Consider the following 26,740-nt stretch of genomic DNA (forward strand, 5'->3'; position numbering starts at 1 on the left):
TCGGTTAGTTGAGGCCCTCGGCGAGGGCCTTCTCGGTGGCGGCCCGGACGGCCGCCTCGGTGTCGCCGGTGAGCGGGAAGCGGGGCGGGCGGGTGGCGCCGCCGGGGCGCCCGGCCAGGTCCATGGAGAGCTTGATGGCCTGGACGAACTCCGTCTTGGAGTCCCAGCGCAGCAGGGAGTGCAGGGACTTGTAGAGCGGCAGGGCGGTGGTGAGGTCCCCGGCGACGGCGGCCCGGTAGAGGGTGGCGCAGGCGTGGGGCAGCGCGTTGGGGTAGCCGGCGATCCAGCCGACGGCGCCCGCGAGGGCGAGTTCGAGCAGGACGTCGTCGGCGCCGATGAGCAGGTCGAGGCCGGGGGCGAGTTCGGCGATCTCGTAGGCGCGGCGCACGTCCCCGCTGAACTCCTTGACGGCCACGATGGAGCCGTCGGTGTGCAGCCGGGCGAGGAGGGCCGGGGTCAGGTCCACCTTGGTGTCGTACGGGTTGTTGTACGCGACGACGGGCAGCCCGGCGCGGGCGACCTCGGCGTAGTGGGCGCGTACGGTCTCCTCGTCGGCCCGGAAGGCGTTGGGCGGCAGGAGGAGTACGGAGCCGGCGCCGGCCCCGGCGGCCTGCTCGGCCCAGCGGCGGGCCTCGGCGCTGCCGTAGGCGGCGACGCCCGGCATCACGCGGGCGCCGTCGCCGGCCGCCTCGACGGCGGTGCGCACGACCTGCGCGCGCTCCTCGTCGGTGAGGGTCTGGTACTCCCCGAGGGAGCCGTTGGGGACCACGCCGTCGCAGCCGTTGGCGATCAGCCAGGCCACGTGTTCGGCGTAGGCGTCGTAGTCGACGGTGAGGTCCTCGCGCAGGGGGAGCGCGGTGGCGACCATGATGCCGTGCCAGGGGCGGGTGCGGGTGTCCGTACCGGTGGTGGGCGCGGGGGTGTGCGCGTCGGTCATGAGAGAGCTCCCTAGAGTGGTGTGTGACATTTTACTAGCGGGTGTGGACCGGCCACAAGGGGCCGGGCCGTCCGATCAGCCGTCGGCCGGGGGCAGTTGCGCGAGGTGGCGCAGCGGGACCGGGCAGGACAAGGGCCGCCGGTCGGGTCCGGGCTCGCCACCGGCGAGGGCGGCGACGGCCGGTCCGCACATGCGGCCCTGGCACCAGCCCATTCCGGAGCGGGTGAGGAGTTTGACCGTACGGGCGTCCCGCGCGCCCAGATCGGCGACGGCCTCGCGGATCCGGCCGGCCGGCACCTCCTCGCAGCGGCACACGACGGCGTCGTCGCGGAGCCAGCCGGTCCAGCCGTAGCCGGGGCGGTGGGCGGCGCCCATGGCCTCGGCGAAGCCGCGCAGGCGGGCGCGGCGGCCGGTGAGGGCGGCGGGCGCGGGCCGGCCGGCGATCGCGTGGGCGGCGATCTCCCCCTCGATCAGGGCCAGTTGGGCGCCGCCGATGCCGCCGGTCTCGCCCGCGGACCAGATCCCGGGGACGGAGGTCCGCTGCTCGGCGTCCAGCGCCAGCGCGACCGTGCCGTCGGCGCTCCGGCGGGTGGCGCAGCCGAGGCCGGTCGCCAGCTCCAGCTGCGGGACGAGCCCGTGGCCGACGGCGAGGGCGTCGCAGGGGATGCGGCGTGCGGTACCCGGCAGCGGACGCCAGTCCCGGTCGAGCCGGGCCACGGTGACGGCCTCGACCCGGTCGGTGCCGTGGGCCTCGGTCACGGCGTGCCGGGTGAGGAGGCGGATGCGGCGGCGCACGAGGGCGCCGCCGTACGTGGCGGCCTCGCCGAGCTTGCCGGGGTTGCGGAGCAGAGCGCGCAGGTGGCCGGCGTACGCGGTGTACGCGGCGGCCTCGACCACGGCCGGCACCCGGGCCCCGGCGGCCGCGAGCGAGCCGGCGACGGCGAGCAGCAGCGGGCCGCTCCCGGCGACCACGACCCGCTTGCCCGGCAGCACGAGCCCGCTCTTGAGCATGGCCTGGGCCCCGCCGGCCCCGACCACCCCGGGCAGGGTCCAGCCGGGGAAGGGCAGTTGCCGCTCGTACGACCCGGTGGCGAGGAGCACGGCCCGGGCGCGCGGGGCGGCGGCCGCCTCCTCGGGACCGGCGACGGCGTGCAGGGTCCAGCCGGGGCCGCCGTCCGGGACCACGGCCCAGACGTGGTGGGCCGGGAGGTACGTGATCCGGCCCGCCGACTCGTGGGCGCGCAGGGCGGCTTCGCGGCGGGCGAAGTCGGCCCAGCCGTGGTGCAGGGCCTCGGGGCGGGCGGCGCCGAGGCCCGGGGCGGGGTGACGGTAGTACTGGCCGCCGGGGCGCTCCCCCGCGTCGAGCACGGCGACCCGCAGGCCGAGCGCGGCGGCCGTGACGGCCGCGGCGAGCCCGGCCGGGCCGGCCCCGACGACGGCGAGGTCGAAGGCGCCGTCGGCCGACGCGGTGGCGGCCGGGGCGGCGACGGCCGGGGCTGTGGCGGCCGGGCCGGCGGGGTCAGACGGTGAGGTCGGCACGGCCGGTTCCCTCCTGGGTGGTGACGGTGTCCCCCGGGCGGGCCGGGACCAGGCAGGCGCGCTGGTTCGGGCGGCCGTTGACGGTGACGAGGCAGTCGTAGCAGCTGCCGATCCCGCAGAAGGCGCCGCGCGGGGCGCCGCCCTCGCGGGTGGTCCGCCAGGCCAGGATCCCGGCGCCCCAGAGCACGGCGGCGACGCTCTGGCCCGCCTGGGCCGTGAGCTCGCGGCCGTCGAAGCGCAGGACGTACGTGGCCGAGGGGGCTCCGCCGACGAGGGTGCGCGGGGTCTGGCTCATCGGCGGTTCTCCTCGGGCGCGGTGCGGGGGGTGGGCGCGGGCCGGTACCGGGTCGCGCTGCGCGTGCCTGCTCGCCGGACCGTCATCGGGCCGGGGCCTGGTCGAAGCGGGCGGGGTCGAACGGGGCCGGCGGGAGCGGGGGTTCGGCGCCCGTCAGGGCGGCGGTGACCAGGGCGCCGGTGGCCGGGGCCAGGCCGATGCCGGCTCCTTCGTGGCCGCAGGCGTGCAGGAGCCCCGGGCGCCGGGGGTCGGGGCCGATCGCCGGGAGGTGGTCGGGGAGGTAGGGGCGGAAGCCGTGGTAGGTGCGCAGCACCCGGACGTCGGCCAGCACCGGGAAGAGCGCCGCCGCCTGCGCGGCCAGCCGGCGCAGGGCTTCCGTCGAGAGGGAGCGGTCGAAACCGACCCGCTCCCGGGTGGCTCCGATCAGGACCGGGCCCGAGGGGGTGCCCTCGACCACCGCCGAGGACTGCAGGGCCGCCGAGCCGCTGGCGACGTCCGCGATGTAGTCGGCGGCGTAGACCTTGTGCCGGACCAGCCGCGGGAGCGGCTCGGTCACCAGGACGAAGCCGCGGCGCGGGAGGACGGGCAGGGTGACGCCGGCCAGCTCGGCGATGCGGCCGCCCCAGGTGCCGGCGGCGTTCACCACGGCCGGGGCCAGGAGTTCGCGGCGCGGGGTGCGCACGCCTCGTACGGCACCCCGGTCCAGCAGGACGCCCGTCACCTCCTCGCCGAGGTACACCTCGGCTCCGGACGCGGCGAGCAGCCGCGCCGCCGCCTGGGCCGGCTGGACCTGGGCGTCCTGCGGGTAGTGGAACCCGCCCGCCAGGCCCTCGGCCAGGTGCGGCTCCAGCTCGTGCAGGGCGTCCCCGGGCACCTCGACGGCGTCGACGCCGGCCTTGCGCTGGCCCTCGGCGAAGCTCCGCAGGGCCCGCACGGTCGCTTCGTCCGGGGCGACGACGAGCCCGCCCTTGGGCTCGTACTCGATCGCGGGCGGGAGGACCGCGGCCAGTTCGGTCCAGAGCCGGGTGGACAGGAGGGCCAGGTCGAGTTCCGGTCCCGCCTCCTTGTCGGAGACGAGCAGGTTGCCTTCGCCGGCGCCCGTGGTGCCGCCGGCGACGGCGCCGCGGTCGACCACGGCGACGGTGAGCCCGGCGCGGGCCGCGTAGTAGGCGCAGGCCGCCCCGACGACGCCGGCGCCGATGATCACGGCGTCCAGGGAGTGTCTCTTGAGCACGGCAGTAATATGTCACATTCTTTATTGGCTGCCCAGACCTGACCGGACCGGTCCCGCACCCTCCTCGGTGCGGGACCGGTCCGGGGCCGGGTCAGCTGCGGAGCGGTCCCTCACAGCTGTAACTCGAGGTGCCCGCCTTGTTGTTGGTCCAGATCTCCAGCGGACCGAAGGAGCAGTTCATGTCGGCGAGGTTGTTGGAGGCCGCGCCCGCCCGGTCGAGGATGAAGTAGTCGACCGTCTCCGACATGTCCTTGAAGTTCTGGTCGTCGCTGCGCCAGTTCTTCAGGTTGGCCGTGATCCGGCCGGTACAGGTGAACCGGCGCTTGCCGGCGTCGCCGTTCTCGACGCAGTCCGGGGTGTTGTACGTGGCCGTGGCGAAGGCCGACTTCACCGACGCGAGCGCGGAGTCGCGCAGCTGGTCGTTCGGGGTGAAGGAGGTGTTCGGCACGTACAGCTGGTCGACCTTGGCGATCTGCGCGTCCAGGAAGCGGTCGTAGTCGCGCTGGAGGTAGGTGTCGGCGCCCATCCGGTGGCGCCAGGAGTCGTACGCCGCCACGTCGTTGTTGCGCAGGTGGGTGTACATCTCGCGCAGCAGGGTGGGCTTCTCGGTCCACAGGAACTCGAAGAAGGTGCCGGCGTAGCTGTAGAAGCGGAAGCCGTCGCCGTCATAGGTGGCGTTCAGCAGCTGCTCGACGCTCATGCGCGGGCCGCCGCCCGAGGTGTCGCTGATGACGCTCTTCACGAGGGACTTGCGGACGGCGATGCCGTTGTCGCGGGTGGCGCCGTCGAAGAACTCGGCGGTGCCCTCGTCCATGGCGGTGGTGCGGTCGCCCTCGTACCAGGGGCCCTCACCGAAGAAGCCGGGGACGGCGTACCGGCCGTTGAGGTAGTGCGTGTACTCGTGGCGGAAGAGCTCTTCCAGGGTCAGGGAGGAGTCCTGCGGGACACGGCGCTGGTAGGTGTAGAAGGTGGCGCCGTTCTCGATGTAGATGCCGCCGTTGTTGGTGCCGTAGCCGGTCAGGATCGGGTGGTAGTTCACGTAGTCGGCACGGGAGGCGTAGAGCACGATGTTGAGCGTGGTGTTGGGGTCGCCCGCCAGCGGCTGCTCGGTGCCGAGCACGCGGTGGTACTGGGACTTGACCTGCTTGCTCGCGTAGTACAGCTGGTCCACGGTGGCCCGGTCCAGGGCCGTGCGGACCTTGATGGCGCCGTTGTCGTAGGAGTACGTGTAGGGGAAGAGCTTCTTCTCGATGTCCTCCTTGCACACCCCGTACGGCTTGCACGCCTCGTAGAAGTTCAGCCAGGAGACGAGCTTGGCCCACTGCTCGCTGCCGTCGCCGAAGCCGGCCTTGACGGGCCCGAGGAGCGCGCCGAGGTCGGCGACGGTCTGGTCCCGCAGGCCGTCGACCTGGCCGAAGCGGCCGTACTCGCCGAGCGCGTCGCGGGCCACCCAGGCGTTGCCGGTTCCCTTGAGGTGGGTGTAGCCGGCGAAGGCCTTGAAGGCGGCGCGGTAGGCGGGGTCGGCGGAGACGGCGGCGTGGAAGGCCGTGTCCTGGTTGCCCGGGTATACGCCCAGGTAGTTGGTGGAGAGCGCGGCGAGGACGGCGCCGGCCCAGGTGGCGTCGAGGTGCGTGGCGGGGTGCGCCGGGTCCATGGTGGCCAGGACCTTCTTGATGAGCCCGAGCTGGTGCTGGCGCAGGCCGGGGCCCGTGGCGTAGAGGGCCTCGCGCAGGGTGCGGGCGTTGGAGGGGGTGACGTCGAAGGTCCGCGCGGCGTTGCCGAAGTCGTCGATGGCCTGGCGGGTCGCGGCGACGGTCGGGGCGTCGGTGACGTCGATCTCGTCGCGTGAGAAGTCGTGGTAGGCGACCGCGTGCAGGTACGTGAACATCTCCTCCAGGTGGGAGGAGTTGCGGCCGTCGTGGGCGGCGGCCAGGGCGGATATCCGGCGGGCGACGGCCTGGACGTGCGCGTCCGACATCACCGGGGCCAGTCGGGCGTCCCAGGTCCAGATGAGGCCGCGCAGGCAGCCGTCGGCGAGGACGGCCTGGTCGCCGAGGAAGTCGGCGAACTGCTCCGGAGTGAGGTTCGTGATCCCGTCGAGGGTGCAGGGGACGCCGGCGGCGACGCTCTTCGCGGTGGGGGCCGCCTTGGCCGCCGTGCCGCGCTTCTCCAGGTCGGCGGCGGGCGCGCTGGCGGGCGCCGCGCCGGGCACCTGGCCGGTGAGGGCCTGTCCGCCGGGGGCCGGGGCGGGCGCCGGCGCGTTGTCCTTCGCGTGGGCGAGGCGGTCGACCTCGTCGAAGGGGTTCCCCGTGGGGCCGGGGGCGGGAGCGGTCCGTGCGGCGGTGAACGGGGCCGGCGCCGCGGACTCGGCGGCCTGCGTCGCTGCCTGTCCGGCGGTGGCGAGGAGGGTCACGGCCACGGCGGAGGCGAGAAGGGAAGAGCGCACAGCTCTGTGCTTGAGCACCGAGAACTCCTGATGGGGAGAGAGGTGAGGTGGGGGGTGGTGCGTGAACTGCCCTGGGTCACACGGCGTTTGACGGGGGTTAACGTGCCGCGGTGTGAGCTGTAACATAGTAATGTGAAATTGCACTGACAAGACCTGTGCGCCCATCAGTTCGCATCTTTCTGGAGGAGCCGCGTGACCGAGACCCCCGCCCCCCTCAACACGGGCAGTCACGACCGCCCGGTATCACCGGAGTTGTCCCGCTTCATGGCGGGCGACTGGGCCGCTTCTCCGCTCCCCGACACCGCACGCGTAGCGGCGTACGCCGTCACCCCGGCCCGCCGGGCACGGCTCTCGGCCCGCTTCCCCGGCGAGCGGCTGATCGTCCCGGCCGGCGAGCTGAAGGTCCGCTCCAACGACTGCGACCACCGCTTCCGCCCGCACAGCGCGTACGCCTGGCTGACCGGCCTCACGGGCGAGGACCAGGCGGGTCACGTCCTGGTCATGGAGCCGTCGGGCCCGCACGCCCACGAGGCGGTGCTGTACCTGCGGCCGCGCTCGCCGCGGGCGGGCGGGAACGAGGAGTTCTTCCGGGACCGCAGGTACGGGGAGTTCTGGGTGGGCCGCCGGCCGGACCTGGCGGAGGCGCAGCGCCTCACCGGCATCCGCTGCGCGCACCTGGACGAGCTGGGGTCACCGGCGGGCCGCGACGCGGCCTCCGACGCGGAACTGGCTTCCGCGCTCTCGGAGTTGCGGCTGGTGAAGGACGCGTGGGAGGTCGAGCAGCTCCAGCTGGCCGTCGACCACACGACGGCGGGCTTCGAGGACGTCGTACGGGCCCTGCCGCGCGCCCTGGCGCATCCGCGCGGGGAGCGCTGGATCGAGGGCGTCTTCGGCCTGCGCGCGCGGGCCGAGGGCAACGGCACCGGGTACGAGACCATCGCGGCCTCGGGCGCCCACGCCTGCACCCTGCACTGGATCCGCAACGACGGCCGGCTGAACGGGGACGAACTGCTCCTGCTGGACGCGGGCGTGGAGACGGACACCCTCTACACGGCGGACATCACCCGCACCCTCCCACTGTCGGGCCGCTTCTCCCCCGTCCAGCGGCAGGTCTACGAACTGGTCCTGGCCGCGCAGGAGGCGGGCATGGCGGCGCTGCGTCCCGGCGCGAGCTTCGGGGACTTCCACCGGGCCGGCATGCGGGTGATCGCGGAGGGCCTGGCGGAGTGGGGCGTCCTGAAGGACGCGGAGGGCGATCTGCACCGCCGGTACACGCTGTGCAGCAGCGGGCACATGCTGGGGCTGGACGTGCACGACTGCGCGAAGGCGCGGGCGGAGACCTACCTCGACGGCGTCCTGGAGGAGGGCCAGGTCCTCACGGTGGAGCCGGGCCTGTACCTCCAGCCGGACGACGAGACGCTCCCGGCGGAGCTGCGGGGCATCGGGGTCCGCATCGAGGACGACCTGGTGATCACGGCGGACGGCGCCCGCCTGATGTCGGGCGCGCTGCCGCGCACGGTCGCCGGGATCGAGGAGTGGATGGGCCGCCTACTGGAGGGCTAGGCCGTCTCTTTCGGATCTCGCCGGTCAAGCCCGCGTACCCGCCCCTTTCGGCGGCGGGTGCCACGGACGGGTCGGTGGCCGGCTGGTCAGAGGGAGCGCACGGCCGTCCGGATGAGGTCCAGGACGGCCTCCGGCCGCGACAGCATCGGCACGTGGGCGGATTCGACCTCGACGGCCGTGGCCCCCATCCGCTCCGCGGCGAACCGCTGGAGGTCGGGGTTGACGGCCCGGTCCTGCGTGGTGACGAGGAACCAGCTGGGCTTCGTCCGCCAGGCCGGCTCGGCGACGGTCGAGCCCAGGACCTCCGCGCGCGGAGCGCCCTGCGTGGCCCACACCACCTGCTGTTCCGCCTCGGGCAGGTCCCCGACGAAGTCGAAGATGCCCTCCCGGGAGATCCAGATGCGGCCTTCCTCGTTGTCGAGGCGGGAGAAGAGCGGCGGCGCCTCGAACTTGCCGATCAGGTCCTGGGGCGTCTCCCCTGCGTCCGGGGCGAGGGCCGCGATGTAGAGGAGTCCGGCGACGCGCTCGTCGGTCCCGGCCGCGGTGATGACGTAACCGCCCCAGGAGTGACCGACGAGGAGGGCCGGGGCGCTCACCCGGCCGAGCGCGTGATGGACCGCCTCGACGTCCCCCGCCAGGGAGTCCAGGGGGTTCTGCGCCGACACCACCTCGTGGCCCTCGCTCTGGAGGACGGGGATCAGCTTGCTGTAGCAGGACCCGTCGGCCCACAGGCCGTGGGCGAAGACGATGCTCGGCTTGCTCGGCGACATCGGCGCGTTCCTCCACTCGACAGTGCGGACCCGGGTCCGCGGGGACCGATCGGCACCCCGAGTCCACACCAGGACCCCGCGGCCCGCATCTCGTGCGGGCCCGCCCCGCGGGCCGCCGCCCTGGGCCTCAGGCGCCGGCTTCGCCCGGGAGCCCGCACCGGGGGGCCGTGAGGCGGGCGGTGAGCTCCTCGACGAAGGCTTCCAGATGGGGTGGGCGGGGCCCGGTCCTCGTGGCGCAGAACCAGGTGCGGGTCATCGGCTGCGCGCCGATCCGTACGAGGGCGAGGCCGTGCGAGGCGACGTACGGGGCTGCCACCCAGTTGGGCAGGACCGACACGCCCTGCCCGCCCGCGACCATCTCGACCACCAGCTCGGTGACCACCGGCATGGTGGTGATCCGGCCGGGCCGGGACCCCGGCGGGATCGGCAGCGGCAGGGAGGGGATGCGGTTCTGGTCGTAGCCGTCGTAGAGGACCAGGTCGACGCCGTCGAAGTCGCGGGCGGTCAGGTGTGCCCGCCCGGCCCACGGGTGGCCGGCCGGCACCACGGCCATCATCTCGTCGTCGAACAGCCTGGTCAGGGAGACCCGGTCCATCTGCAGGTCCGGCTTGGTCACCAGCGCGACGTCGACGAGGTCGGCGAGCAGCGCCGGTACCGGCGCGTCGTCGGGGACGGTCTCCAGGCGTACGTCGATGCCGGGCTCGCGCTCGCGGAAGGCGCGCAGCACGGGCGGCAGCCAGGGGAAGGTCGTGCTGCACTGCGCGGTGAAGCGGACCCGCCGGTCCCGCCCGTCGCGGATCTCCTTCAGGTCCCGGGAGGCCGAGGCCAGTTCGCCGAGGACCTGGCGGGCCGCGACCAGCATCCGGCGGCCGGCCGCGGTGGGGACCAGGCGGCGGCCCTTGCGGTCGAAGAGGGGCAGGCCCAGGCGCGCCTCCAGGCGGGTCAGCCGCTGGCTGAGGGCGGGCTGGCTCACGTAGAGCCGCTCGGCGGCGGCGGTCAGCGAGCCGGCCTCGGCGGTGGCGTCCAGGAGTTCGAGGTCGCGCAAATCCACATCCATAACGCGGGATTATGACATGCTCCATTTTCCGTCGTGGTGTTATGGGTTGATGGTTCGTAGGTTTTCGGTGTCAGCACGTCGGACCCTCGCCCGGAAGGCACCCACCATGACCACCCACCCCCTCACCGCCCTCGTCACCGGCTCCTCCAGCGGCATCGGGCTGGACATCGCCCGCGCCTTCCTCGCGAGTGGCGCCAACGTCGTCCTCAACGGCCGGGACGCCGACCGCCTCGCCAAGGCCGCAGCCGCGCTCGGACACCCGGAGCGGACCGCCTCGGTCGTGGGCGCCATCGCCGCACCGGAGACCGGGGAGGCCCTCGTCCGTACGGCGCTCGACCGTTTCGGCGGTATCGACGTCCTGGTGAACAACGCGGGGACCTTCGCCTCCAAGCCCTTCACCGAGGTCACCGAGGCCGAGCTCGACGGATTCCTGACCGGGAACCTGAAGGGGACCTAACTCACCACCCAGGCCGTGGTGCGGGCACTGCGCGCCCAGGGCCGCGGGGGCAGCATCGTCAACATCGGCACCGTCCTGGTGGACCACGGCCTGGCCGGCTTCCCGGCCTCCGCGCCGGTGGTCAGCAAGGCCGGGGTGCACGCGCTGACGACGAGCCTGGCCGCCGAGCTCGCCGCGGACGGGATCCGGGTCAACCTCGTGTCGCCCGGCATCATCCGCACTCCGCTGCACACCGGCTCCGACGTGGACGCCTTCGGCGGGCTCGCCCTGCTGAACCGCGTCGGCGAGGTCCCGGAGATCTCCGACGCCGTGCTCTACCTCGCGGGCGCCACGTTCGTCACGGGTCACGCCCTGCGCGTGGACGGCGGCCATGTGACCGGCCGCGCCGCCTAATCCCCTTCCTGGGTCGTCGGCGGCCGCCCGACGGAGAGGAGTACCGCCGGACCCGCGCGAAGGGCTGAGCGGCCGCGGGCCGGCGGCGGAGGGGCGGCAGGGCGGGGCGGCGGGCAGCGGGGGGGGGGGGGGGGGGGGGGGGGGGGGGGGGGGGGGGGGGGGGGGGCCGGGGGCGGGGGGGGGCCCCCCCCCCCCCCCCCGCCCGCCGCCCCGGTCGCTGCGCGCCCCCGCGGCCGTTACGGAAGGACGGCCACGCCGTCGAGCTCGACCAGGGCCTGGTCGTCCCAGAGGCGGACCACGCCGATGACGGCCATCGCCGGGTAGTCGCGGCCCGCCAACCGGCCCCAGATCCGGCCCAGTTCGGCCGCGCACGCGCGGTACGCCGGCACGTCCACGGCGTACACCGTCACCCTGGCCAGGTCCGCCGGGGCGCCACCCGCCGCGGCCAGGGCCGACAGCAGGTTGGCCAGGGCCGTCTCGAACTGCTCCGGCAGGGTCTCCCCCACCACCTTGCCCGAGCCGTCCAGCGCGGTCTGGCCCGCCAGGAACACCAGCCGGGAACCCGAGGCGGCGACCGCGTGCGAGAAGCCCTTCGCCGGTGACAGCTCCGCCGGGTTGATGCGCTCCAGGCTCATCGCGCCACCGACCCGTACAGCTCCTTCGCGATGATCGTGCGCTGCACCTCGCTCGCCCCCTCGTAGATCCTCGGCGCCCGCACCTCCCGGTAGAGGTGCTCCAGCAGGTGGCCCCGGCGCAGGGCGACCGCCCCGTGCAGCTGGACGGCGTGGTCGACCACGTACTGGGCCGTCTCCGTGGCCAGCAGTTTCGCCATGGCCGCCCGGCGCGGAACGTCCGCCGCGCCCCGGTCGTAGGCCCCGGCCGCCGCGTACACCAGCAGCCGGGCCGCCTCCGTGCGGGTGGCCATCTCGGCCACCCGGTGCGCCACCGCCTGGAGGTCGCTCAGCGTCCCGCCGAACGCCGTCCGCCCCGCCGTGTACGCGAGCGTCGCGTCGAGCGCGGCCCGGGCCATGCCCACCGCGAAGGCGCCGACGCTCGGCCGGAAGAGGTTCAGGGTGTCCATCGCGACGCGGAAGCCCCGCCCCGGTTCGCCGAGCAGGTCCCGCGGCCCGACCGGGACCCCGTCGAAGGTCAGGGAGCCGATCGGATGCGGGGAGAGCATGTCCAGCGGCGTGCCGGAGAGTCCGGGACGGTCGGCCGGGACGAGGAAGGCGGAGACCCCCTTGGCGCCCGGCCCCTCACCCGTCCGGGCGAACACGGTGTAGAAATCCGCTTCCGGGGCGTTGGAGATCCAGCACTTCTCCCCGCTGAGCCGCCGGCCGCCCCGGGCGTCCGGGTCGGCCTCGGCCGTCAGCGCCAGGGCCGCCGCGTCCGATCCGGCGCCCGGCTCGCTGAGGGCGAAGGCCGCCACCGCCCGCCCGGAACGCACCTGCGGCAGCCAGCGCTCCCGTTGCGCCTCGCTGCCGAACCGCAGCACCGGGTACGCGCCCAGCCCCTGGAGGGCGAGAGCCGTCTCGGCCTCCGTACAGCCGTAGGCGAGGGACTCGCGCAGCAGGCACAGTTCCAGCGCGCCCGAGGCGAACACCCGCTCCAGCAGGCCCAGCTCGCCGAGCGCGGCCAGCAGCGGCCGGTTGACCCTGCCCGGTTCCCCCTTCTCGGCCAGCGGCCTCAGCCGATCGGTCGCCAGTGCGCGCAACTGCCCGCACCACTCCTCCTGGTCCACCCCGAGCGCGAATCCGGTCATCCGAATGTCCCCGCATCTATCGCGTCCTGTTGACTGCCGTCACCATCACGATACGCTCGTAGGGCAACAGCACGGCCGGCCCCACACCACTCCGGACCGCTGCAGGGGGCGACCCGCCTTGGACCTGATGCCTTCCGCTCACACGGACACCTTCGCCCGTGACCATCTGCCACCCGCCGACACCTGGCCGGAGCTCGTCTTCGATCTGCCCGAACTGGCCTATCCCGACCGCCTGAACTGCGGGGTGGAGCTGCTCGACGCCACCATCGACCGGTTCGGCCCCGCGGGCGCCGACCGCCCGGCCTTCCGCAGCGGCGCGGGCGAGGTGTGGACGTACGGCGGGCTGCGCGAGCGCGTGGACCGCCTCGCCCACGTGCTCACCGCCGACCTCGGCGTCGTCCCCGGCAACCGGGTGCTGCTGCGCGGGCCCACCGGCCCCTGGCTCGCCGCCTGCTGGCTGGCGGTCATGAAGGCGGGCGCGGTGGCGGTGACCGTCCTGCCCCAGCAGCGCGCCAAGGAACTGGCCACGGTCTGCGCGATGGCCCGGGTCGGACACGCCCTGTGCCATGCCGACGTGCTGGACGACCTGGTCAAGGCCGAGGTGCCGGGGCTGCGGATCACCGCGTACGGCGGCCGCGCACAGGACGACCTGCTGCGGCTGGCCGAGCGGCACGAGGGCCCCTTCCAGGCCGCCCCCACCTCCGCCGACGACGTCGCCCTGATCGCCTTCACCTCCGGGACCACCGGACGGCCCAAGGGCTGCATGCACTTCCACCGCGACCTGCTCGCCGTCGCCGACACCTTCTCCCGCAGCGTGCTGCGCCCCCGCCCGGACGACGTGTTCGCGGGCAGCCCGCCGCTCGGGTTCACCTTCGGCCTCGGCGGGCTGGTCGTCTTCCCCCTGCGTGCGGGCGCGTCCGCGCTGCTGCTGGAGGAGGCGGTGCCGCGCCGGCTGCTGCCCGCCCTCGCGGAGCACCGGGTGACGGTGCTGTTCACCGCGCCCACCGCGTACCGGACGATGCTGGACGCCCTGGGCCCGTACGACGTGGGCACGTACGACCTGTCCGCGCTGCGCCGCTGCGTCTCGGCCGGGGAGAACCTGCCCGCGGCCACCTGGCGGGCCTGGTACGAGCGCACCGGCCTGCGGATCATCAACGGCATCGGGGCGACCGAGCTGCTGCACATCTTCATCTCGGCCGCCGACGAGGAGATCCGGCCCGGCACGACCGGCCGCGTGGTCCCGGGCTGGCAGGCGCGGGTGGTGGACCGCGCCGGCCGTCCCGTCGCGGACAACGAACCGGGGCTGCTGGCCGTACGCGGTCCGGTGGGCTGCCGCTACCTGGCCGATCCGCGGCAGGGGGAGTACGTGCAGGGCGGCTGGAACCTGACCGGCGACACCTACGTGCGCGACCCGGAGGGCTACTTCCGCTACGTCGCCCGGGCCGACGACATGATCGTCTCGGCGGGCTACAACATCGCGGGACCGGAGGTGGAGGAAGCCCTGCTGCGCCACCCGGACGTGGTGGAGGCGGCGGTCGTGGGCCGCCCGGACGAGCGACGCGGCCAGGTCGTGGTGGCGTACACCGTCACACGTGACGGCGTGGTCCTCACGGAGGAGGCGCTGCGCACCTTCATGCGGGCGGAGCTGGCCCCGCACAAGTGCCCGCGCTCCTTCGTCTTCCTGCCCGCGCTCCCCCGCACGGCGACGGGCAAGCTGCAGCGCTTCCGGCTGCGGGATCATGGAAGCCTGCCCGACCGGCCCGACGGCCTAGAGTGAAGCCGTGGTCGAGCAGCACACCCCGCGATCCCTGATCGTCACGTTCTACGGAGCCTACGGGCGGGCCTTCGAGGGCCCCGTCCCGGTGTCCGCGCTGATCCGCCTGCTGGGCGCGGTCGGCGTGGACGCCCCGTCGGTCCGCTCGTCGGTGTCCCGGCTGAAGCGGCGCGGCTTCCTGCTGCCCGCGCGCGCCGCGGACGGTTCGGCGGCGTACGGGCTCTCCGAGGAGGCCCGGCAGCTGCTGGACGACGGCGACCGCCGGATCTACGGCAGTCCGCCGCCGTCGGACGAGTGGCTGGTGGCGGTGTTCTCCGTCCCGGAACAGGAGCGGAGCAAACGACACCTGCTGCGCTCCCGGCTGGCCCGGCTCGGTTTCGGCGCGGTGGCGCCGGGCGTGTGGATCGCCCCGGCCCTGCTGGCCGAGGAGACCGCGCACACGCTGGAGCGGCTGCACCTGACGCCGTACGTGGAGCTGTTCCGCGGGGCGCACCTCGGTTTCGCGCCGAGCGCCGAGGCGGTGGCCCGATGGTGGGACCTCGCGGCCCTGGCCAAGCAGCACGAGGAATTCCTCGACCTGCACGAACCGGCCCTGCGCGCCCTCCAGTCGGGCCCGGAGCCGACGCCGGAGGAGGCCTACCGCGGCTACCTGTTCGCGCTGGACTCCTGGCGGCGCCTGCCGTACGCCGACCCGGGCCTGCCGCGCGACCTGCTCCCGGCGGGCTGGCCGGGCGACCGCGCGGCGGCCGTCTTCGCCGAACTGCACGCACGGCTGCGCGATGGCGGGGCGGCCTTCGTGGAACCGTGATCGGCGCCCGACCGTCGAGCGGGGTATGACGCCATCCGCCCCGACCGCGGCCCCCTCCCTGCGGAAACGTCTCCTCACCCTGGTCCCCGCCACCCTCGCCGGGCTCGCGGCGGGCTGCCTCGCCATCGCCCTGGCCTCCCGCGCCCGGGAGTACTGCGACGCGGGCGCGGACGCGGGCGGCCGCTTCGAGCTGGGCCTCACCCTGCTGCCGCTGACCGCGGCCTTCGGCGTCATCGCGCTGCTCGTGGCGCACCTGCTGGACCGGCGGCCCGTGGCTCTGCAACTGGGCGCGGTGCTGGTCGTGCTGGCCGGCCTGACGATCCTGTACTTCGCCGTACGCGGCACCCTCGACGGCTATCCCGGGGACCGGGCCGCGTGCGGACCGGACAACGTGCCGCCGTGGTGGCCGGGGTGGCTGCCCGCGTGAAAATGGCGGGCGCCGGCGGGCGGCGGCGCGCCAGAATGCGCCATGACGTGGACCTTCACCTCCGACCTCGCGGCCTATCTGGCCGCCGCCCACCTGGCCGTGGCCGCACGGCCCGTCTCGGACACCCTCATGCTGACCGTGACCGACGCGCTGGAGCGGCGCGGGAGCGGCGCCTACGGTGCCGGGGCTCCCGTCTTCGGCTGGTGGACCGGGTCCGACGGGGCCGTCGCCGGCGGGCTGCTGTGCACCCCGCCGTTCCCGATGGTGCTCGGCGTGGTTCCCGCCGAGGCGGTGCGGGCGCTGGGGCCCGCGCTCTCCGCGGAACCGCTGCTCGCCGGGGTCCGCGCGGTCAACGCCCGCCGCCCGGACGCGGAGGCGCTGGCCGCCGCCTGGGGGCGGACCACCCGGATCGCGGCGGAGCTCCGCCTGTACCGGCTGGCCGGCCTGGTCGCCCCGGATCCCGCCCCGGCCGGGCGGTCGCGCCCCGCCACCGTTGCGGACCTCCCGCTGCTGCTGGACTGGATCGGGGCCTTCCACGAGGAGGTGGGCGGGCACGGCGCCGCCTCCGAGGCCGGCCAGCGCGACCGCCTGTCGTACGGCGGGTCCCTGCTGTGGGAGCACGAGGGCGAGCCGGTCTCCCTGGCGGGCTTCTCCCGCCCGATCGCCGGGGCCTCCCGCATCGGCCCGGTCTACACCCCGCCCGCCGTCCGCGGCCGCGGCTACGCCGCCGGGGTCACCCACGCGGCGACCCGGGCCGCGCACGCGGCCGGCGCCGCGGAGGTCCTCCTCTTCACCGACCTGGCCAACCCCACGAGCAACGGCGTCTACCAGCGCCTGGGCTACACCCGGGTAGAGGACCGCGCCGAGGTCGTCCCGGCGTGAAACCGCCGCGGCCGACCTAGCCGCGTCCCGTCGGGGGTTTGCGGCTGCCCGCGCGGTACGGGGTGGGCCAGGGGGCGGCCGGGCCCTCGTAGGACTGGTCGGCGGCCGCGTGCAGGGTCCAGTGGGGGTCGTAGAGGTGGGGGCGGCCGAGGGCGCAGAGGTCGGCGCGGCCGGCCAGCAGCAGGGAGTTCACGTCGTCCCAGGAGGAGATGGCGCCGACCGCGATGACGGGGACGCCGAGCGCGTTGCGGATCCGGTCGGCGTACGGGGTCTGGTACGAGCGCCCGTACTCCGGGGCCTCGTCCGCGACCACCTGGCCGGTGGAGACGTCGATGGCGTCGGCGCCGTGCGCGGCGAAGGCGGCGGCGATCCGCACCGCCTCCTCGGGCGAAGTGCCGCCGGCGGCCCAGTCGGTGGCCGAGAGGCGGACCGTCATCGGGCGGTCCTCGGGCCAGACGGCGCGGACCGCGTCGAAGACCTCCAGCGGGAAGCGCAGCCGGTTCTCCAGGGAGCCGCCGTAGTCGTCCGTGCGCCGGTTGGTGAGGGGGGACAGGAAGCCGGAGAGCAGGTAGCCGTGGGCGCAGTGCAGTTCCAGGAGGTCGAAGCCGCAGTCGGCGGCCCGCACGGCGGCGGTCGCGAAGTCGGAGCGCAGCGCCACGAGGTCCGCCTGGTCGAGGGCGCGCGGCAGCGCCGAGACGCCCGGCCGGTAGGGCAGCTCGGAGGCGGCCACCAGCGGCCAGTTGCCCTCCGGGAGGGGGTCGTCCATGCCTTCCCACATGACCCGTGTCGAGCCCTTGCGGCCCGCGTGCCCGAGCTGGACGCCGAGCGCGGTGCCGGGTGCGCAGGTGTGGACGAAGTCGGTGATGCGCTGCCAGGCCGCGGCCTGTTCCTGGGTGTAGAGGCCGGCGCAGCCGGGGGTGATCCGCCCCTCGGCGCAGACGCACACCATCTCGGTCATGACCAGGCCGGCCCCGCCGAGGGCCCGGGCGCCCAGGTGGACGAGGTGGAAGTCCCCGGGGACGCCGTCCACGGCCGAGTACATGTCCATCGGCGAGACGACGACCCGGTTGCGCAGGGTCAGGCCGCGCAGGGTGAGGGGGGTGAACATCGGCGGGGTGTGCTCGTCCGGGCAGCCGAAGTCCCGTTCCACCGCCCGGGTGAAGCGCTCGTCGCGCAGCCGCAGGTTGTCGTGGGTGACACGGCGGCTGCGGGTGAGCAGGTTGAAGGCGAACTGCCGGGCGGGCTGGTCGACGTATCCGGCGACCTCCTCGAACCAGGCCCGGCTCGCGGCCGCCGCCCGCTGGGTGCTGGCGACCGCGGGGCGGCGCGCCGCCTCGTACGCGGCGAGGGCGGCCGGTACGTCGCCCTCCGCGCCGGCCACCGCTTCGGCGAGTGCGAGCGCGTCCTCGACGGCCAGCTTGGTGCCGGAGCCGATGGAGAAGTGGGCGGTGTGCGCGGCGTCGCCGAGGAGTGCCACGTTGCCGTGTGACCAGCGGGTGTTGACGAGGGTGTCGAAGCGGGTCCAGGCCGAGCGGTTGCCGCGCAGCGGCCGTCCGCGCAGGGCCTCGCTGAAGATCTTGGCGCAGCGGGCCGCTGACTCGTCCTCGTCGCAGAGGTCGAGGCCGGCCGCCCGCCAGACCTCCTCCCGCATCTCCACGATCACCGTGGAGGCGTCCGCCGCGTAGGGGTAGGCGTGCAGTTGCATGACGCCGTGCTCGGTCTCCGCGATCTCGAAGCGGAAGGACTCGAAGGCGAAGTCGGCGGCGAGCCAGATGTAGCGGCAGCGCCCGGGGGTCAGCGTCGGCCCGTAGTGCGCGGCCCCGGCCTCCCGGAGCGCGCTGTGCACCCCGTCCGCCGCGACCACCAGGTCGTAGGCGGCGGCGAGGTCCCGCACGTCGGGGGCCGCGGTGCGGAAGCGGAGCCGGACGCCGAGGCCGGCGCAGCGCTCGTGCAGGATCTGCAGCAGGCGGCGCCGCCCGATGGCGGCGAAGCCGTGGCCGCCGGAGGTCAGCAGCCGGCCCCGGTGCACGACGTCCACGTCGTCCCAGCGCACGAACTCGGCGCTCAGGGCGGCGTAGACGACGGTGTCGGCCCGCTCGATGCCGCCGAGGGTCTCGTCGGAGAGGACGACGCCGAAGCCGAAGGTGTCGTCGGGGGCGCCCCGCTCCCAGACCTCCACGGTGTGCCCCTGGCGGGCCAGCAGCGCGGCCGCGTACAGCCCGCCCGGTCCCCCGCCGACGACGGCGACCCGCATGGCGCCCGGAGAGACGCGGCACCCCGACATCCGGCTACCTGCCCTTCCAGGCGGGCGGCCTTTTCCCGGTGAAGGCCGCGTGGAACTCCGCGTAGTCCTGGCCGTGCATCAGCAGGGCCTGCGTGGCGGCGTCCAGTTCCACCGACGCGGCCAGCGGCATGTCGAGTTCGGCGGTGAGCAGTGCCTTGGTCTGCGCGTGGGCGAGGGCGGGGCCGGCGGCCAGGTGCGCGGCGAGTTCCGCGGCCCGTACGTGGGCCTTGCCCTCCTCGGTGAGCTCGCTGAGCAGGCCGATCCGCTCGGCCTCGGGGGCGCGTACGGGCTCTCCGAGCATCAGCAGCCGGGTGGCGTGGCCGAGGCCGACGACCCGGGGCAGCAGGTAGGCGGCGCCCATGTCGCCGCCGGAGAGGCCGACGCGGGTGAAGAGGAAGGCGAAGCGGGCGGTGGGGTCGGCGATGCGGAAGTCGGCGGCGAGCGCGAGGACGGCGCCGGCGCCGGCGGCCACGCCGTGCATGGCGGCGATCACCGGGAAGGGGCATTCGCGCAGGGCGCGCACCACCTGGCCGGTCATCCGGTTGAAGTCGAGGAGCTGGGCGGTGTCCATGGCGAGGGTGGCGCCGATGATCTCGTCCACGTCCCCGCCGGAGCAGAAGCCCCGGCCCTCGCCGCCCAGGACGAGGGCGCGCACGGAACGCTCGCGGGACAGTTCGGCGAGCAGGTCGCGCAGGTCGGCGTAGGCGCCGAAGGTGAGCGCGTTCAGCTTCTCGGGGCGGTCGAAGGTGACGGTGGCCACGCCGTCCTGCCGGGTCACCCGGAGGTGGTGCCACCGTTCGGTCGCTGCTGTGGAACCGGTGAAGGGGCTCACACGACCGACGGTATCAGCACTTCCTGACTTCCGTCACAGAAACGCAACACGCGTCGCGCGGTGCGCCCACGCTTTCGGCGTATGACTATGCGTCACTCCGGGCGGGGCGGGCGAGGGTGGCGACGAGGACGGCCTTGATGGTGTGGAGCCGGTTCTCGGCCTCGTCGAAGACGACGGAGTGCGCCGACTCGAACACCTCGTCGGTCACCTCCAGGGATTCGAGCCCGTGCCGCTCGTGGATCTCCCGGGCCACCTTGGTGCCGAGGTCGTGGAAGGCCGGCAGGCAGTGCATGAACTTCACGTCCGGGTTCCCGGTGGCCCGCAGCACGTCCATGGTCACGGCGTACGGGGACAGGGCCGCGATGCGCTCGTCCCAGACCTCCTTGGGCTCGCCCATGGACACCCAGATGTCGGTCACCACGAAGTCCGCCTGCGCGACCCCCTCGGCGACCTCCTCGGTCAGCGTGATCCGGGCGCCGCTGCCCTCCGCGAGCTCCCGCGCCGCGGCCACCACCGACTCGGCCGGCCAGTAGGCCCTGGGCGCGACGATCCGTACGTCCATGCCCAGCAGCGCGCCGGTCACCAGGTACGAGTTGCCCATGTTGAAGCGGGCGTCGCCGAGGTAGGCGAAGGCGATCCGGTCCAGCGGCTTGGTGGTGTGCTCGGTCATGGTGAGCAGGTCGGCCAGCATCTGGGTGGGGTGCCAGTCGTCGGTGAGCCCGTTGAAGACGGGGACGCCCGAGTGGGCGGCGAGCTCCTCGACGGCCTGCTGGCTGTCACCCCGGTACTCGATCCCGTCGAACATCCGGCCCAGCACCCGCGCGGTGTCCTTGACCGACTCCTTGTGGCCCATCTGGGAGCCGGCGGGGTCGAGGTAGGTGGTGTGGGCGCCCTGGTCCGCGGCCGCGACCTCGAAGGCGCAGCGGGTCCGCGTCGAGGTCTTCTCGAAGATCAGCGCGATGTTCCTGCCCTGGAGGAGGCGCTGCTCGACCCCGGCCTTCTTGGCCGCCTTCAGTTCGGCGGCGAGCTCGATCAGGCCGCGGAACTCGGCGGCCGTGAAGTCGAGCTCCTTGAGAAAACTACGGCCGGCGAGGTCGGTGGCCATGGGGTCGCTCCAGCGTCACGGTGACAGGGGATGTTGGAAGTCTATACGACGCTCTGCATTGATATACAGAGCCCCCCCGCCTCCCAGCGTCCCCCACCCCCTCTCCCCCGGCCGGTGGCCGCCCGAGGGCTCAGACCGCGTCCCGCTCCACCGGGCAGCTCATGCAGCGCGGACCACCCCGGCCCCGCCCCAGTTCGCTGCCCGGGATCTCGATCACCTCGATGCCCTGCTTGCGCAGGTGCGTGTTGGTCGTCACGTTCCGCTCGTACGCGACCACCACGCCCGGCTCCACGGCCAGCACGTTGCACCCGTCGTCCCACTGCTCGCGTTCCGCCGAGTGCACGTCCTGCGTCGCGGTCAGCACCCGGATCGAGTCCAGGCCGAGCGCCGCCGCGATGGCCCGGTGCATGTGCTCCGCGGGGTGATCGGTCACCTTCAGCTCCTGCGGACCGGCGCCCGGCTCGATCGTGTAGGAGCGGAGCATGCCGAGCCCCGCGTACTGAGTGAACGTATCTCCGTCCACCATCGTCATCACCGTGTCCAGGTGCATGAAGGCCCGGCTCTTCGGCATGTCCAGCGCCACGATGGTGGTGGCCGAGCCGGCCGCGAACAGGCCCCGCGCCAGCATCTCCACCGCCTGCGGCGTGGTGCGCTCGCTCATCCCGATCAGCACCGCGCCGTTGCCGATGACCAGCACGTCCCCGCCCTCGATGGTCGAGGGGTAGTCCGCCTGCCCCTGCGACCAGTAGTGGAAGGCGCCGGAGGAGGTGAAGAGCGGGTGGTGCCGGTAGATCGCCTCGAAGTGCACGGTCTCGCGCTGCCGGGCCGGCCAGCGCATCGCGTTGATGGACACCCCGTCGTAGATCCAGGCGGAGGTGTCACGGGTGAAGAGGTGGTTGGGCAGCGGCCCGAGCAGGAAGCCGTCGGTGTCCAGGGCGTGGAAGCGCACGGACACCGGCTCGGCGTGCCGCTCCAGGAACTCCCGCTTGGTCATCCCGCCGACCAGCGCCTCCGCCAGCTCGGCCGAGGGCAGCCCGTCGAAGACCGACCGCAGGTGGTCGGTGGCGAGCGGCCCGTACTCCTTCTCGTCGAAGACCCGGTCCAGTACGAGGTGTCTCGCCTCCGGGATGTCGAGGGCCTCGCACAGCAGGTCCCCGAAGAGGTGGACCTCCACGCCCCGGTCCCGCAGCACGTCCGCGAAGCCGTCGTGCTCCTGGCGGGCCCGGCGCACCCACAGCACGTCGTCGAAGAGGAGCGCGTCCTTGTTGCTCGGTGTGAGCCGCTTCAGCTCCAGGTCGGGCCGGTGGAGGATGACGCGGCGAAGCCGCCCGGTCTCGGAGTCGACATGGAATCCCATGCCGTACACGTTCGCAGACCGGGCGGCCTTTTGACGTGGCGTCCGCTCAGCGGGGGGTGACGAGGCCCAGAAGTGCCGAGGGGGCGCCGGTGAGTTCCGGGGTGGTCAGGCCCAGTTCGGGCGCGGCCAGGTTCGGGATCCCGGAGTTGGAGGCGTCCGGCATCGTCAGCAGACCGCCGGCGACCACCCCGGGCGTCCGGGCGAGCAGGTCGGTGGCCGGGGCCTCCACGGAACCCTCGCCGTCCGTCTCCGGCTTGCCCAGCAGGTTCGGCACCGGGGAGGTGACGAGGGTGCTGCCGAGCTCGGTGCCGATCGGGACCACCGGGAGCAGGGGGGTCGGGAGCATGTCCCCCTTGTGGAAGCGGGGCGCCTCGGGCGCTCCCACGACCGGCACCGGCACGCCCGTGCCCACGCGCGGGGTGTCCACGCCCAGCGTGGTCTTCACGGCGTCCAGCGGCACACCGACCGGCACCGAGTCCGCCGCGGCCGGGGTGGCCGCGCCGGCCGCTGCCATACAGGTCATCAGCGCCGCAATGCTTCCGCGCGCGGTCATCTTCATAAGTGACGTTCCGTCCTTCCAGGGTCGCGGACATTCCGCTGCCCTGGTTGAACGATCCCGCCGGTGGGTTTCCCGGAGTTCTCCGGGAAAGTTCCCCCATACGACCTAATTAGCGGCCGTACGGGGGCCACCCCTTTACGGGTCGTGCTGACGCGGCCCCGGCCCGTCCCCTCACAGCCGCGGGTCCACCGGCTCCGACTCCAGGGCGAGCACCGCGAAGACGGCCTCGTGGACCCGCCACAGCGGCTCCCCCGCCGCCAGCCGGTCCAGCGCCTCCAGCCCGAGCGCGTACTCGCGCAGGGCGAGCGAGCGCTTGTGCCCGAGGAACCGCTCGCGCAGCCGCTCCAGGTGGTCCGGGCGCGTGTACTCCGGGCCGTAGATGATCCGCAGGTACTCGCGTCCGCGCACCTTCACCCCGGGCTGCACCAGGCGGCCCTTCCCGTCCCGGGCGTACGCCTGGAGGGGCTTGACCACCATGCCCTCGCCGCCCGCGGCCGTCAGTTCCAGCCACCAGTCGGTGCCGGCCCGTACGGAGTCCTCGTCCGCGGTGTCCACGAGGATCCGGCCGGTGCGGCGCAGCAGCCCCCTCCCCGCCGCCTCGTCGGCGGCGACGAGGCGGTCCAGCCGGAACAGCTGCTCGTCGTGGGGCACGGCGGCCAGCGACCGCCCGGCCGACGCCAGCAGCTGGAAGGGCGCGAACCGTACGCCGTCCAGCCCGTCGGTGGTCCAGCAGTAGCGGCGGTAGGCCTCGGTGAAGGCGGCCGCGTCGGCGGCCCGGCCGCGCTGGCGCTCCAGCAGCTCACCGGTGTCGACGCCCCGGGCCGCGGCCGCCTCCAGGGCGGCGATCGCGCCCGGGAAGACGGCGCCCGAGGCCGCGCCCACGGCGGCGTACTGGTTGCGCAGCAGTCCGCCGGACTTCAGGGACCAGGGCAGCAGTTCCCCGTCGATCAGCAGCCAGTCCGTGTCGAGCTCCTCCCAGAGGCCGGCGTCGGTGACCGCCGAGCGGAGTCGGGTGAGGACCTCCTCGGTGACCTGCGGATCCTTGAAGAAGGGCCGCCCGGTGCGGGTGTAGACGGAGCCGGTCGGGCCTTCGGCGCCGAAGCGCTCGCGGGCCGCGGCGGCGTCCTTGCAGACCAGGACGGTGGCGCGGGAGCCCATGTGCTTCTCCTCGCACACGACCTGGGCGACGCCGTCCGCGCGGTACTGCGCGAAGGCCTCGGCCGGGTGCTCCAGGTAGCCCTCCGCGCGGGAGGTGGCGGTGGGCGCCATGGTCGGCGGCAGGTACGGGACGAGCCGCGGGTCCACCGCGAAGCGGCTCATGACCTCCAGGGCCGCCGCCGCGTTCTCCTCGCGCACGTTGACGTTGCCCAGGTGCCGGGTCTCCACCACGCGGCGCCCGTGCACGTCGGCCAGGTCGAGCGGACGCCCGTCGTGACCGCCCGGCACCTCGGCGACGAGCGGCTTGACCGGCTCGTACCAGACCTTCTCGGCCGGTACGTCGACCAGTTCGCGCTCCGGCCAGCGCAGCGCGGTCATCTTCCCGCCGAAGACGGCTCCGGTGTCGAGGCAGATGGTGTTGTTGATCCAGGCGGTGTTCGGGACCGGGGTGTGGCCGTAGACCACGACGGCCTGGCCGCGGTAGTCCTCCGCCCACGGGTAGCGCACGGGCAGGCCGAACTCGTCGGTCTCGCCGGTGGTGTCCCCGTACAGGGCGTGCGAGCGGACCCGGCCGGAGGTGCGGCCGTGGTACTTCTCGGGCAGGCCGGCGTGGCAGACGACCAGCTTGCCGCCGTCGAGCACGTAGTGGCTGACGAGGCCGCGGATGAACTCCCGTACCTCCTCGACGAACTCCGCCGGCTCCCGCTCCAGCTGTTCGATGGTCTCGGCGAGGCCGTGGGTCCGCTGGACCTTGGAGCCCTTGAGGTGGCGGCCCAGCTTGTTCTCGTGGTTGCCGGGCACGCACAGGGCGTTGCCGGACTTCACCATGCCCATGACGCGGCGCAGCACGCCGGGGCTGTCCGGGCCGCGGTCGACGAGGTCGCCGACGAAGACGGCCGTGCGGCTCTCGGGGTGGACGCCGTCCTCGTAGCCGAGCTTGGTGAGCAGGGTCTCCAGCTCGGAGGAACAGCCGTGGATGTCTCCGACGATGTCGAAGGGCCCGGTGAGGTGGGTGAGGTCGTTGAAGCGCTTCTCCAGGACCACCTCGGCGGTCTCGGCCTCCTCGACGGTGCGCAGGACGTGGACCTTGCGGAAGCCCTCGCGCTCCAGGCCGCGCAGCGAACGCCGCAGGTCGCGGCGGTGCCGCTGGATGACGGCGCGGGGCAGCCCGGCCCGGTCGGGGCGGGCCGCGTTGCGCTCGGCGCAGACCTGTTCGGGCAGGTCCAGGACGATGGCGATGGGCAGGACGTCGTGCTCGCGGGCGAGCCGGACCAGCTGCCGGCGGGCGTCGGCCTGGACGCTGGTGGCGTCGACGACGGTGAGGCGGCCGGCGGCGAGGCGCTTGCCCGCGATGTAGTGCAGGACGTCGAAGGCGTCGCGGCTCGCGCTCTGGTCGTTCTCGTCGTCGCGGACCAGGCCGCGGCAGTAGTCGGAGGAGATGACCTCGGTCGGCTTGAAGTGCTTGCGGGCGAAGGTGGACTTGCCCGATCCGGTGGCCCCGATCAGGACGACGAGGGACAGGTCGGTGACGGGAAGTACGCGGGTGCGGTGGGGCCGGGTGCCGGTCTCCGTGCCGGTCTCGGTGCCGTTCTCGGTGGTCATGCTGCCTCGCCCTCCTTCGGGGTGTCGGTGTCGGTTCCGGTGTCGGCGGTGGTGTCGGTCCGGGTGAAGACGGCCATCTGGGTCGGCGGCCCGACCTCGGGGTCGTCGTCGCCGACGGGGACGTACGCGGCCTCGTACCCGTGGCGCGCCGCCACGGCGCCGGCCCAGGCGCGGAACTCCTCGCGGGTCCACTCGAAGCGGTGGTCGCCGTGCCGGACGTGCCCGGCGGGCAGCGTCTCCCAGCGGACGTTGTACTCGACGTTCGGCGTGGTCACGAGGACCGTGCGGGGGCGGGCCGAGCCGAACACCGCGTACTCCAGCGCGGGCAGCCGCTCCGGGTCCAGGTGCTCGACGACCTCGCTGAGCACCGCCGCGTCGTAGCCGGCCAGCCGCTTGTCGGTGTAGGCGAGCGAGCCCTGCAGCAGGGTGACGCGCGAGCTCTGCCGCTCGCCCAGCCGCTCCAGGCGCAGCCGCCGGGCGGCCGTGTGCAGGGCCCGGACGGACACGTCCATACCGACGATCTCGGTGTACGCGGGGTCCTTGAGCAGTGCCTGCACCAGCTGGCCCTGTCCGCAGCCGAGGTCCAGCACCCGCTGGGCGCCCGCGGCGCGCAGCGCGGCGAGGATCGCCTCGCGCCGCCGCACGGCGAGCGGCACCGGCCGCTCCTCCGTGTCCCGCGTCTCGTCCACGGCGTTGTCGATCTCTTCGACCTCGCTGCCGTCGGACTCGGCGAGGCGGACCAGCTCCAGGCGCTCGATGGCGTCCTGGGTCAGCCGCTTGTGGCGGGCCAGGTAGCGGGAGCTGATCAGCCCGTTCTCGGGGTGGGCGGCGAGCCAGCCGTCTCCGGCGCGCAGCAGCTTGTCGACCTCGTCGGGGGCGATCCAGTAGTGCTTGGCGTCGTCGAGCACCGGCAGCAGCACGTAGAGCTGGCGCAGGGCGTCCGCGAGGCGCAGTTCCCCTTCCAGGACGAGCCGTACGTAGCGCGAGTCGCCCCACTCGGGGAACTGTTCGTCGAGCGGCAGCGCCTCGGCCTGTACGAGGTCCCAGCCGAGCGGGTCGAACAGCCGGTGCACCAGCGCGGCCCCGCCGCGTGCGGGGAGCACCGGGATCTCGATGCGCAACGGCAGCGCCCGCTCCGGCAGTTCCGGGCGCAGGGCGCACTGGCCCTTGACGGCGGTGCGGAACACCCCGCCGAGCGCAACGGCGAGGAGCGAGGAGGCGGCGTACGGGCGGTCGTTGACGTACTGCGCGAGCGCGGCGTCGGGGGCTCCGCCCCGGCCCTTGCCCTGGCCCCGCCGCACGAGCGCGACGGGATCCACCTCCAGCAGCAGGGCCGCCGTGCACCGTTCGGCCGTGGCCTCGGGGTAGAACACGTGGGCGGTGCCGTGGGAGGTGGAGAACGCCTGCGTCTTCCCGGGATGCTTGTGCAGCAGGTAGCCCAGGTCGGTGGCGGGGCGTTCAGGGGAGCCGGTGGTGGAGATCGTCAGGAACACACGCCC

At 74.0% G+C, this 26,740-nt stretch carries 21 protein-coding genes and 1 pseudogene; 6 read left to right on the forward strand and 16 right to left on the reverse strand.

Annotated elements, in window-relative coordinates; genetic code table 11:
* Positions 1–4: 4 nt before the first annotated feature.
* From ACFYP3_RS18440 to ACFYP3_RS18460, 5 genes are all read right to left on the reverse strand, one after another.
* Positions 5–937, reverse strand: coding sequence for a dihydrodipicolinate synthase family protein (locus ACFYP3_RS18440; protein WP_388833255.1), 933 nt, complete (start codon positions 935–937; stop codon positions 5–7).
* A gap of 75 nt (positions 938–1,012) precedes the next feature.
* Complete coding sequence (locus ACFYP3_RS18445; RefSeq protein WP_388833258.1) at positions 1,013–2,476, reverse strand: NAD(P)/FAD-dependent oxidoreductase; 1,464 nt, start codon at positions 2,474–2,476, stop codon at positions 1,013–1,015.
* A complete protein-coding gene (locus tag ACFYP3_RS18450) occupies positions 2,457–2,771 on the reverse strand; it encodes a (2Fe-2S)-binding protein (protein ID WP_388833261.1) in 315 nt (104 codons plus the stop codon). The genes ACFYP3_RS18445 and ACFYP3_RS18450 overlap by 20 nt, the downstream gene beginning before the upstream one ends.
* A gap of 82 nt (positions 2,772–2,853) precedes the next feature.
* Positions 2,854–4,005, reverse strand: coding sequence for an NAD(P)/FAD-dependent oxidoreductase (locus tag ACFYP3_RS18455; protein WP_388833264.1), 1,152 nt, complete (start codon positions 4,003–4,005; stop codon positions 2,854–2,856).
* 91 nt (positions 4,006–4,096) lie between these two features.
* Positions 4,097–6,469 carry a collagenase gene (locus ACFYP3_RS18460; RefSeq protein ID WP_388833267.1) on the reverse strand — a complete coding sequence of 791 codons (2,373 nt, stop codon included), beginning with the start codon at positions 6,467–6,469 and terminating at the stop codon, positions 4,097–4,099.
* Positions 6,470–6,643: 174 nt separating this feature from the next.
* Between ACFYP3_RS18460 and ACFYP3_RS18465 the strand changes: the two genes are divergently transcribed.
* The gene (locus ACFYP3_RS18465; protein WP_388833270.1) at positions 6,644–8,014 is read left to right on the forward strand and encodes an aminopeptidase P family protein; all 1,371 of its coding nucleotides are present in this window, start codon (positions 6,644–6,646) and stop codon (positions 8,012–8,014) included.
* 86 nt (positions 8,015–8,100) lie between these two features.
* Here ACFYP3_RS18465 and ACFYP3_RS18470 read toward each other — a convergent pair whose 3' ends face one another.
* Both ACFYP3_RS18470 and ACFYP3_RS18475 read right to left on the reverse strand, forming a co-directional pair.
* Positions 8,101–8,784, reverse strand: a complete 684-nt coding sequence (locus tag ACFYP3_RS18470) for an alpha/beta fold hydrolase (RefSeq protein WP_388833273.1) — start codon at positions 8,782–8,784, stop codon at positions 8,101–8,103.
* 127 nt (positions 8,785–8,911) lie between these two features.
* Entirely contained in the window at positions 8,912–9,841 is a 930-nt protein-coding gene (locus ACFYP3_RS18475) for a LysR family transcriptional regulator (protein WP_388833276.1), read from the reverse strand.
* A 106-nt stretch (positions 9,842–9,947) separates the two neighbouring features.
* On the opposite strand from ACFYP3_RS18475, the pseudogene ACFYP3_RS18480 reads away from it, so the two are divergent.
* Positions 9,948–10,691, forward strand: a pseudogene (locus tag ACFYP3_RS18480) (SDR family NAD(P)-dependent oxidoreductase).
* A gap of 236 nt (positions 10,692–10,927) precedes the next feature.
* Here ACFYP3_RS18480 and ACFYP3_RS18485 read toward each other — a convergent pair.
* The gene (locus tag ACFYP3_RS18485; RefSeq protein ID WP_388833280.1) at positions 10,928–11,326 is read right to left on the reverse strand and encodes a RidA family protein; all 399 of its coding nucleotides are present in this window, start codon (positions 11,324–11,326) and stop codon (positions 10,928–10,930) included.
* Positions 11,323–12,453, reverse strand: coding sequence for an acyl-CoA dehydrogenase family protein (locus tag ACFYP3_RS18490; RefSeq protein ID WP_388833283.1), 1,131 nt, complete (start codon positions 12,451–12,453; stop codon positions 11,323–11,325). Before ACFYP3_RS18490 ends, ACFYP3_RS18485 begins: the two co-directional genes overlap by 4 nt.
* Positions 12,454–12,580: 127 nt before the next feature.
* On the opposite strand from ACFYP3_RS18490, the gene ACFYP3_RS18495 reads away from it, so the two are divergent.
* From ACFYP3_RS18495 to ACFYP3_RS18510, 4 genes are read left to right on the forward strand one after another with little or no spacing between them, the layout of a single operon-like run.
* Entirely contained in the window at positions 12,581–14,230 is a 1,650-nt protein-coding gene (locus tag ACFYP3_RS18495) for an AMP-binding protein (protein WP_388833286.1), read from the forward strand.
* Between the two features lie 4 nt (positions 14,231–14,234).
* Positions 14,235–15,035, forward strand: coding sequence for a PaaX family transcriptional regulator C-terminal domain-containing protein (locus ACFYP3_RS18500; RefSeq protein ID WP_388833289.1), 801 nt, complete (start codon positions 14,235–14,237; stop codon positions 15,033–15,035).
* A 25-nt stretch (positions 15,036–15,060) separates the two neighbouring features.
* The gene (locus ACFYP3_RS18505; RefSeq protein ID WP_388833292.1) at positions 15,061–15,462 is read left to right on the forward strand and encodes a hypothetical protein; all 402 of its coding nucleotides are present in this window, start codon (positions 15,061–15,063) and stop codon (positions 15,460–15,462) included.
* A 42-nt stretch (positions 15,463–15,504) separates the two neighbouring features.
* Positions 15,505–16,344: a GNAT family N-acetyltransferase gene (locus ACFYP3_RS18510; protein ID WP_388833294.1), complete on the forward strand. Its 840-nt coding sequence runs from the start codon at positions 15,505–15,507 to the stop codon at positions 16,342–16,344.
* A 16-nt stretch (positions 16,345–16,360) separates the two neighbouring features.
* On the opposite strand, the gene ACFYP3_RS18515 is transcribed toward ACFYP3_RS18510, so the two are convergent.
* The 7 genes from ACFYP3_RS18515 to ACFYP3_RS18545 all read right to left on the reverse strand — a co-directional run bounded on the left by ACFYP3_RS18515 (position 16,361) and on the right by ACFYP3_RS18545 (position 26,734).
* Positions 16,361–18,628, reverse strand: a complete 2,268-nt coding sequence (locus ACFYP3_RS18515) for a bifunctional salicylyl-CoA 5-hydroxylase/oxidoreductase (protein ID WP_388833297.1) — start codon at positions 18,626–18,628, stop codon at positions 16,361–16,363.
* Positions 18,629–18,632: 4 nt separating this feature from the next.
* A complete protein-coding gene (locus ACFYP3_RS18520; RefSeq protein WP_388833300.1) occupies positions 18,633–19,460 on the reverse strand; it encodes an enoyl-CoA hydratase family protein in 828 nt (275 codons plus the stop codon).
* 85 nt (positions 19,461–19,545) lie between these two features.
* The gene (argF, locus tag ACFYP3_RS18525; RefSeq protein WP_388833302.1) at positions 19,546–20,565 is read right to left on the reverse strand and encodes an ornithine carbamoyltransferase; all 1,020 of its coding nucleotides are present in this window, start codon (positions 20,563–20,565) and stop codon (positions 19,546–19,548) included.
* Between the two features lie 130 nt (positions 20,566–20,695).
* Complete coding sequence (locus ACFYP3_RS18530; protein ID WP_365477242.1) at positions 20,696–21,922, reverse strand: arginine deiminase; 1,227 nt, start codon at positions 21,920–21,922, stop codon at positions 20,696–20,698.
* Positions 21,923–21,968: 46 nt separating this feature from the next.
* Positions 21,969–22,445, reverse strand: coding sequence for a hypothetical protein (locus ACFYP3_RS18535; RefSeq protein WP_388833305.1), 477 nt, complete (start codon positions 22,443–22,445; stop codon positions 21,969–21,971).
* Positions 22,446–22,652: 207 nt separating this feature from the next.
* Positions 22,653–25,241 carry a polynucleotide kinase-phosphatase gene (locus ACFYP3_RS18540; protein ID WP_388833308.1) on the reverse strand — a complete coding sequence of 863 codons (2,589 nt, stop codon included), beginning with the start codon at positions 25,239–25,241 and terminating at the stop codon, positions 22,653–22,655.
* Positions 25,238–26,734: a 3' terminal RNA ribose 2'-O-methyltransferase Hen1 gene (locus ACFYP3_RS18545; RefSeq protein ID WP_388833311.1), complete on the reverse strand. Its 1,497-nt coding sequence runs from the start codon at positions 26,732–26,734 to the stop codon at positions 25,238–25,240. Before ACFYP3_RS18545 ends, ACFYP3_RS18540 begins: the two co-directional genes overlap by 4 nt.
* Positions 26,735–26,740: the final 6 nt, after the last annotated feature.

The sequence above is a fragment of the Streptomyces sp. NPDC005533 genome (assembly GCF_042871845.1).
Taxonomy (GTDB): domain Bacteria; phylum Actinomycetota; class Actinomycetes; order Streptomycetales; family Streptomycetaceae; genus Streptomyces.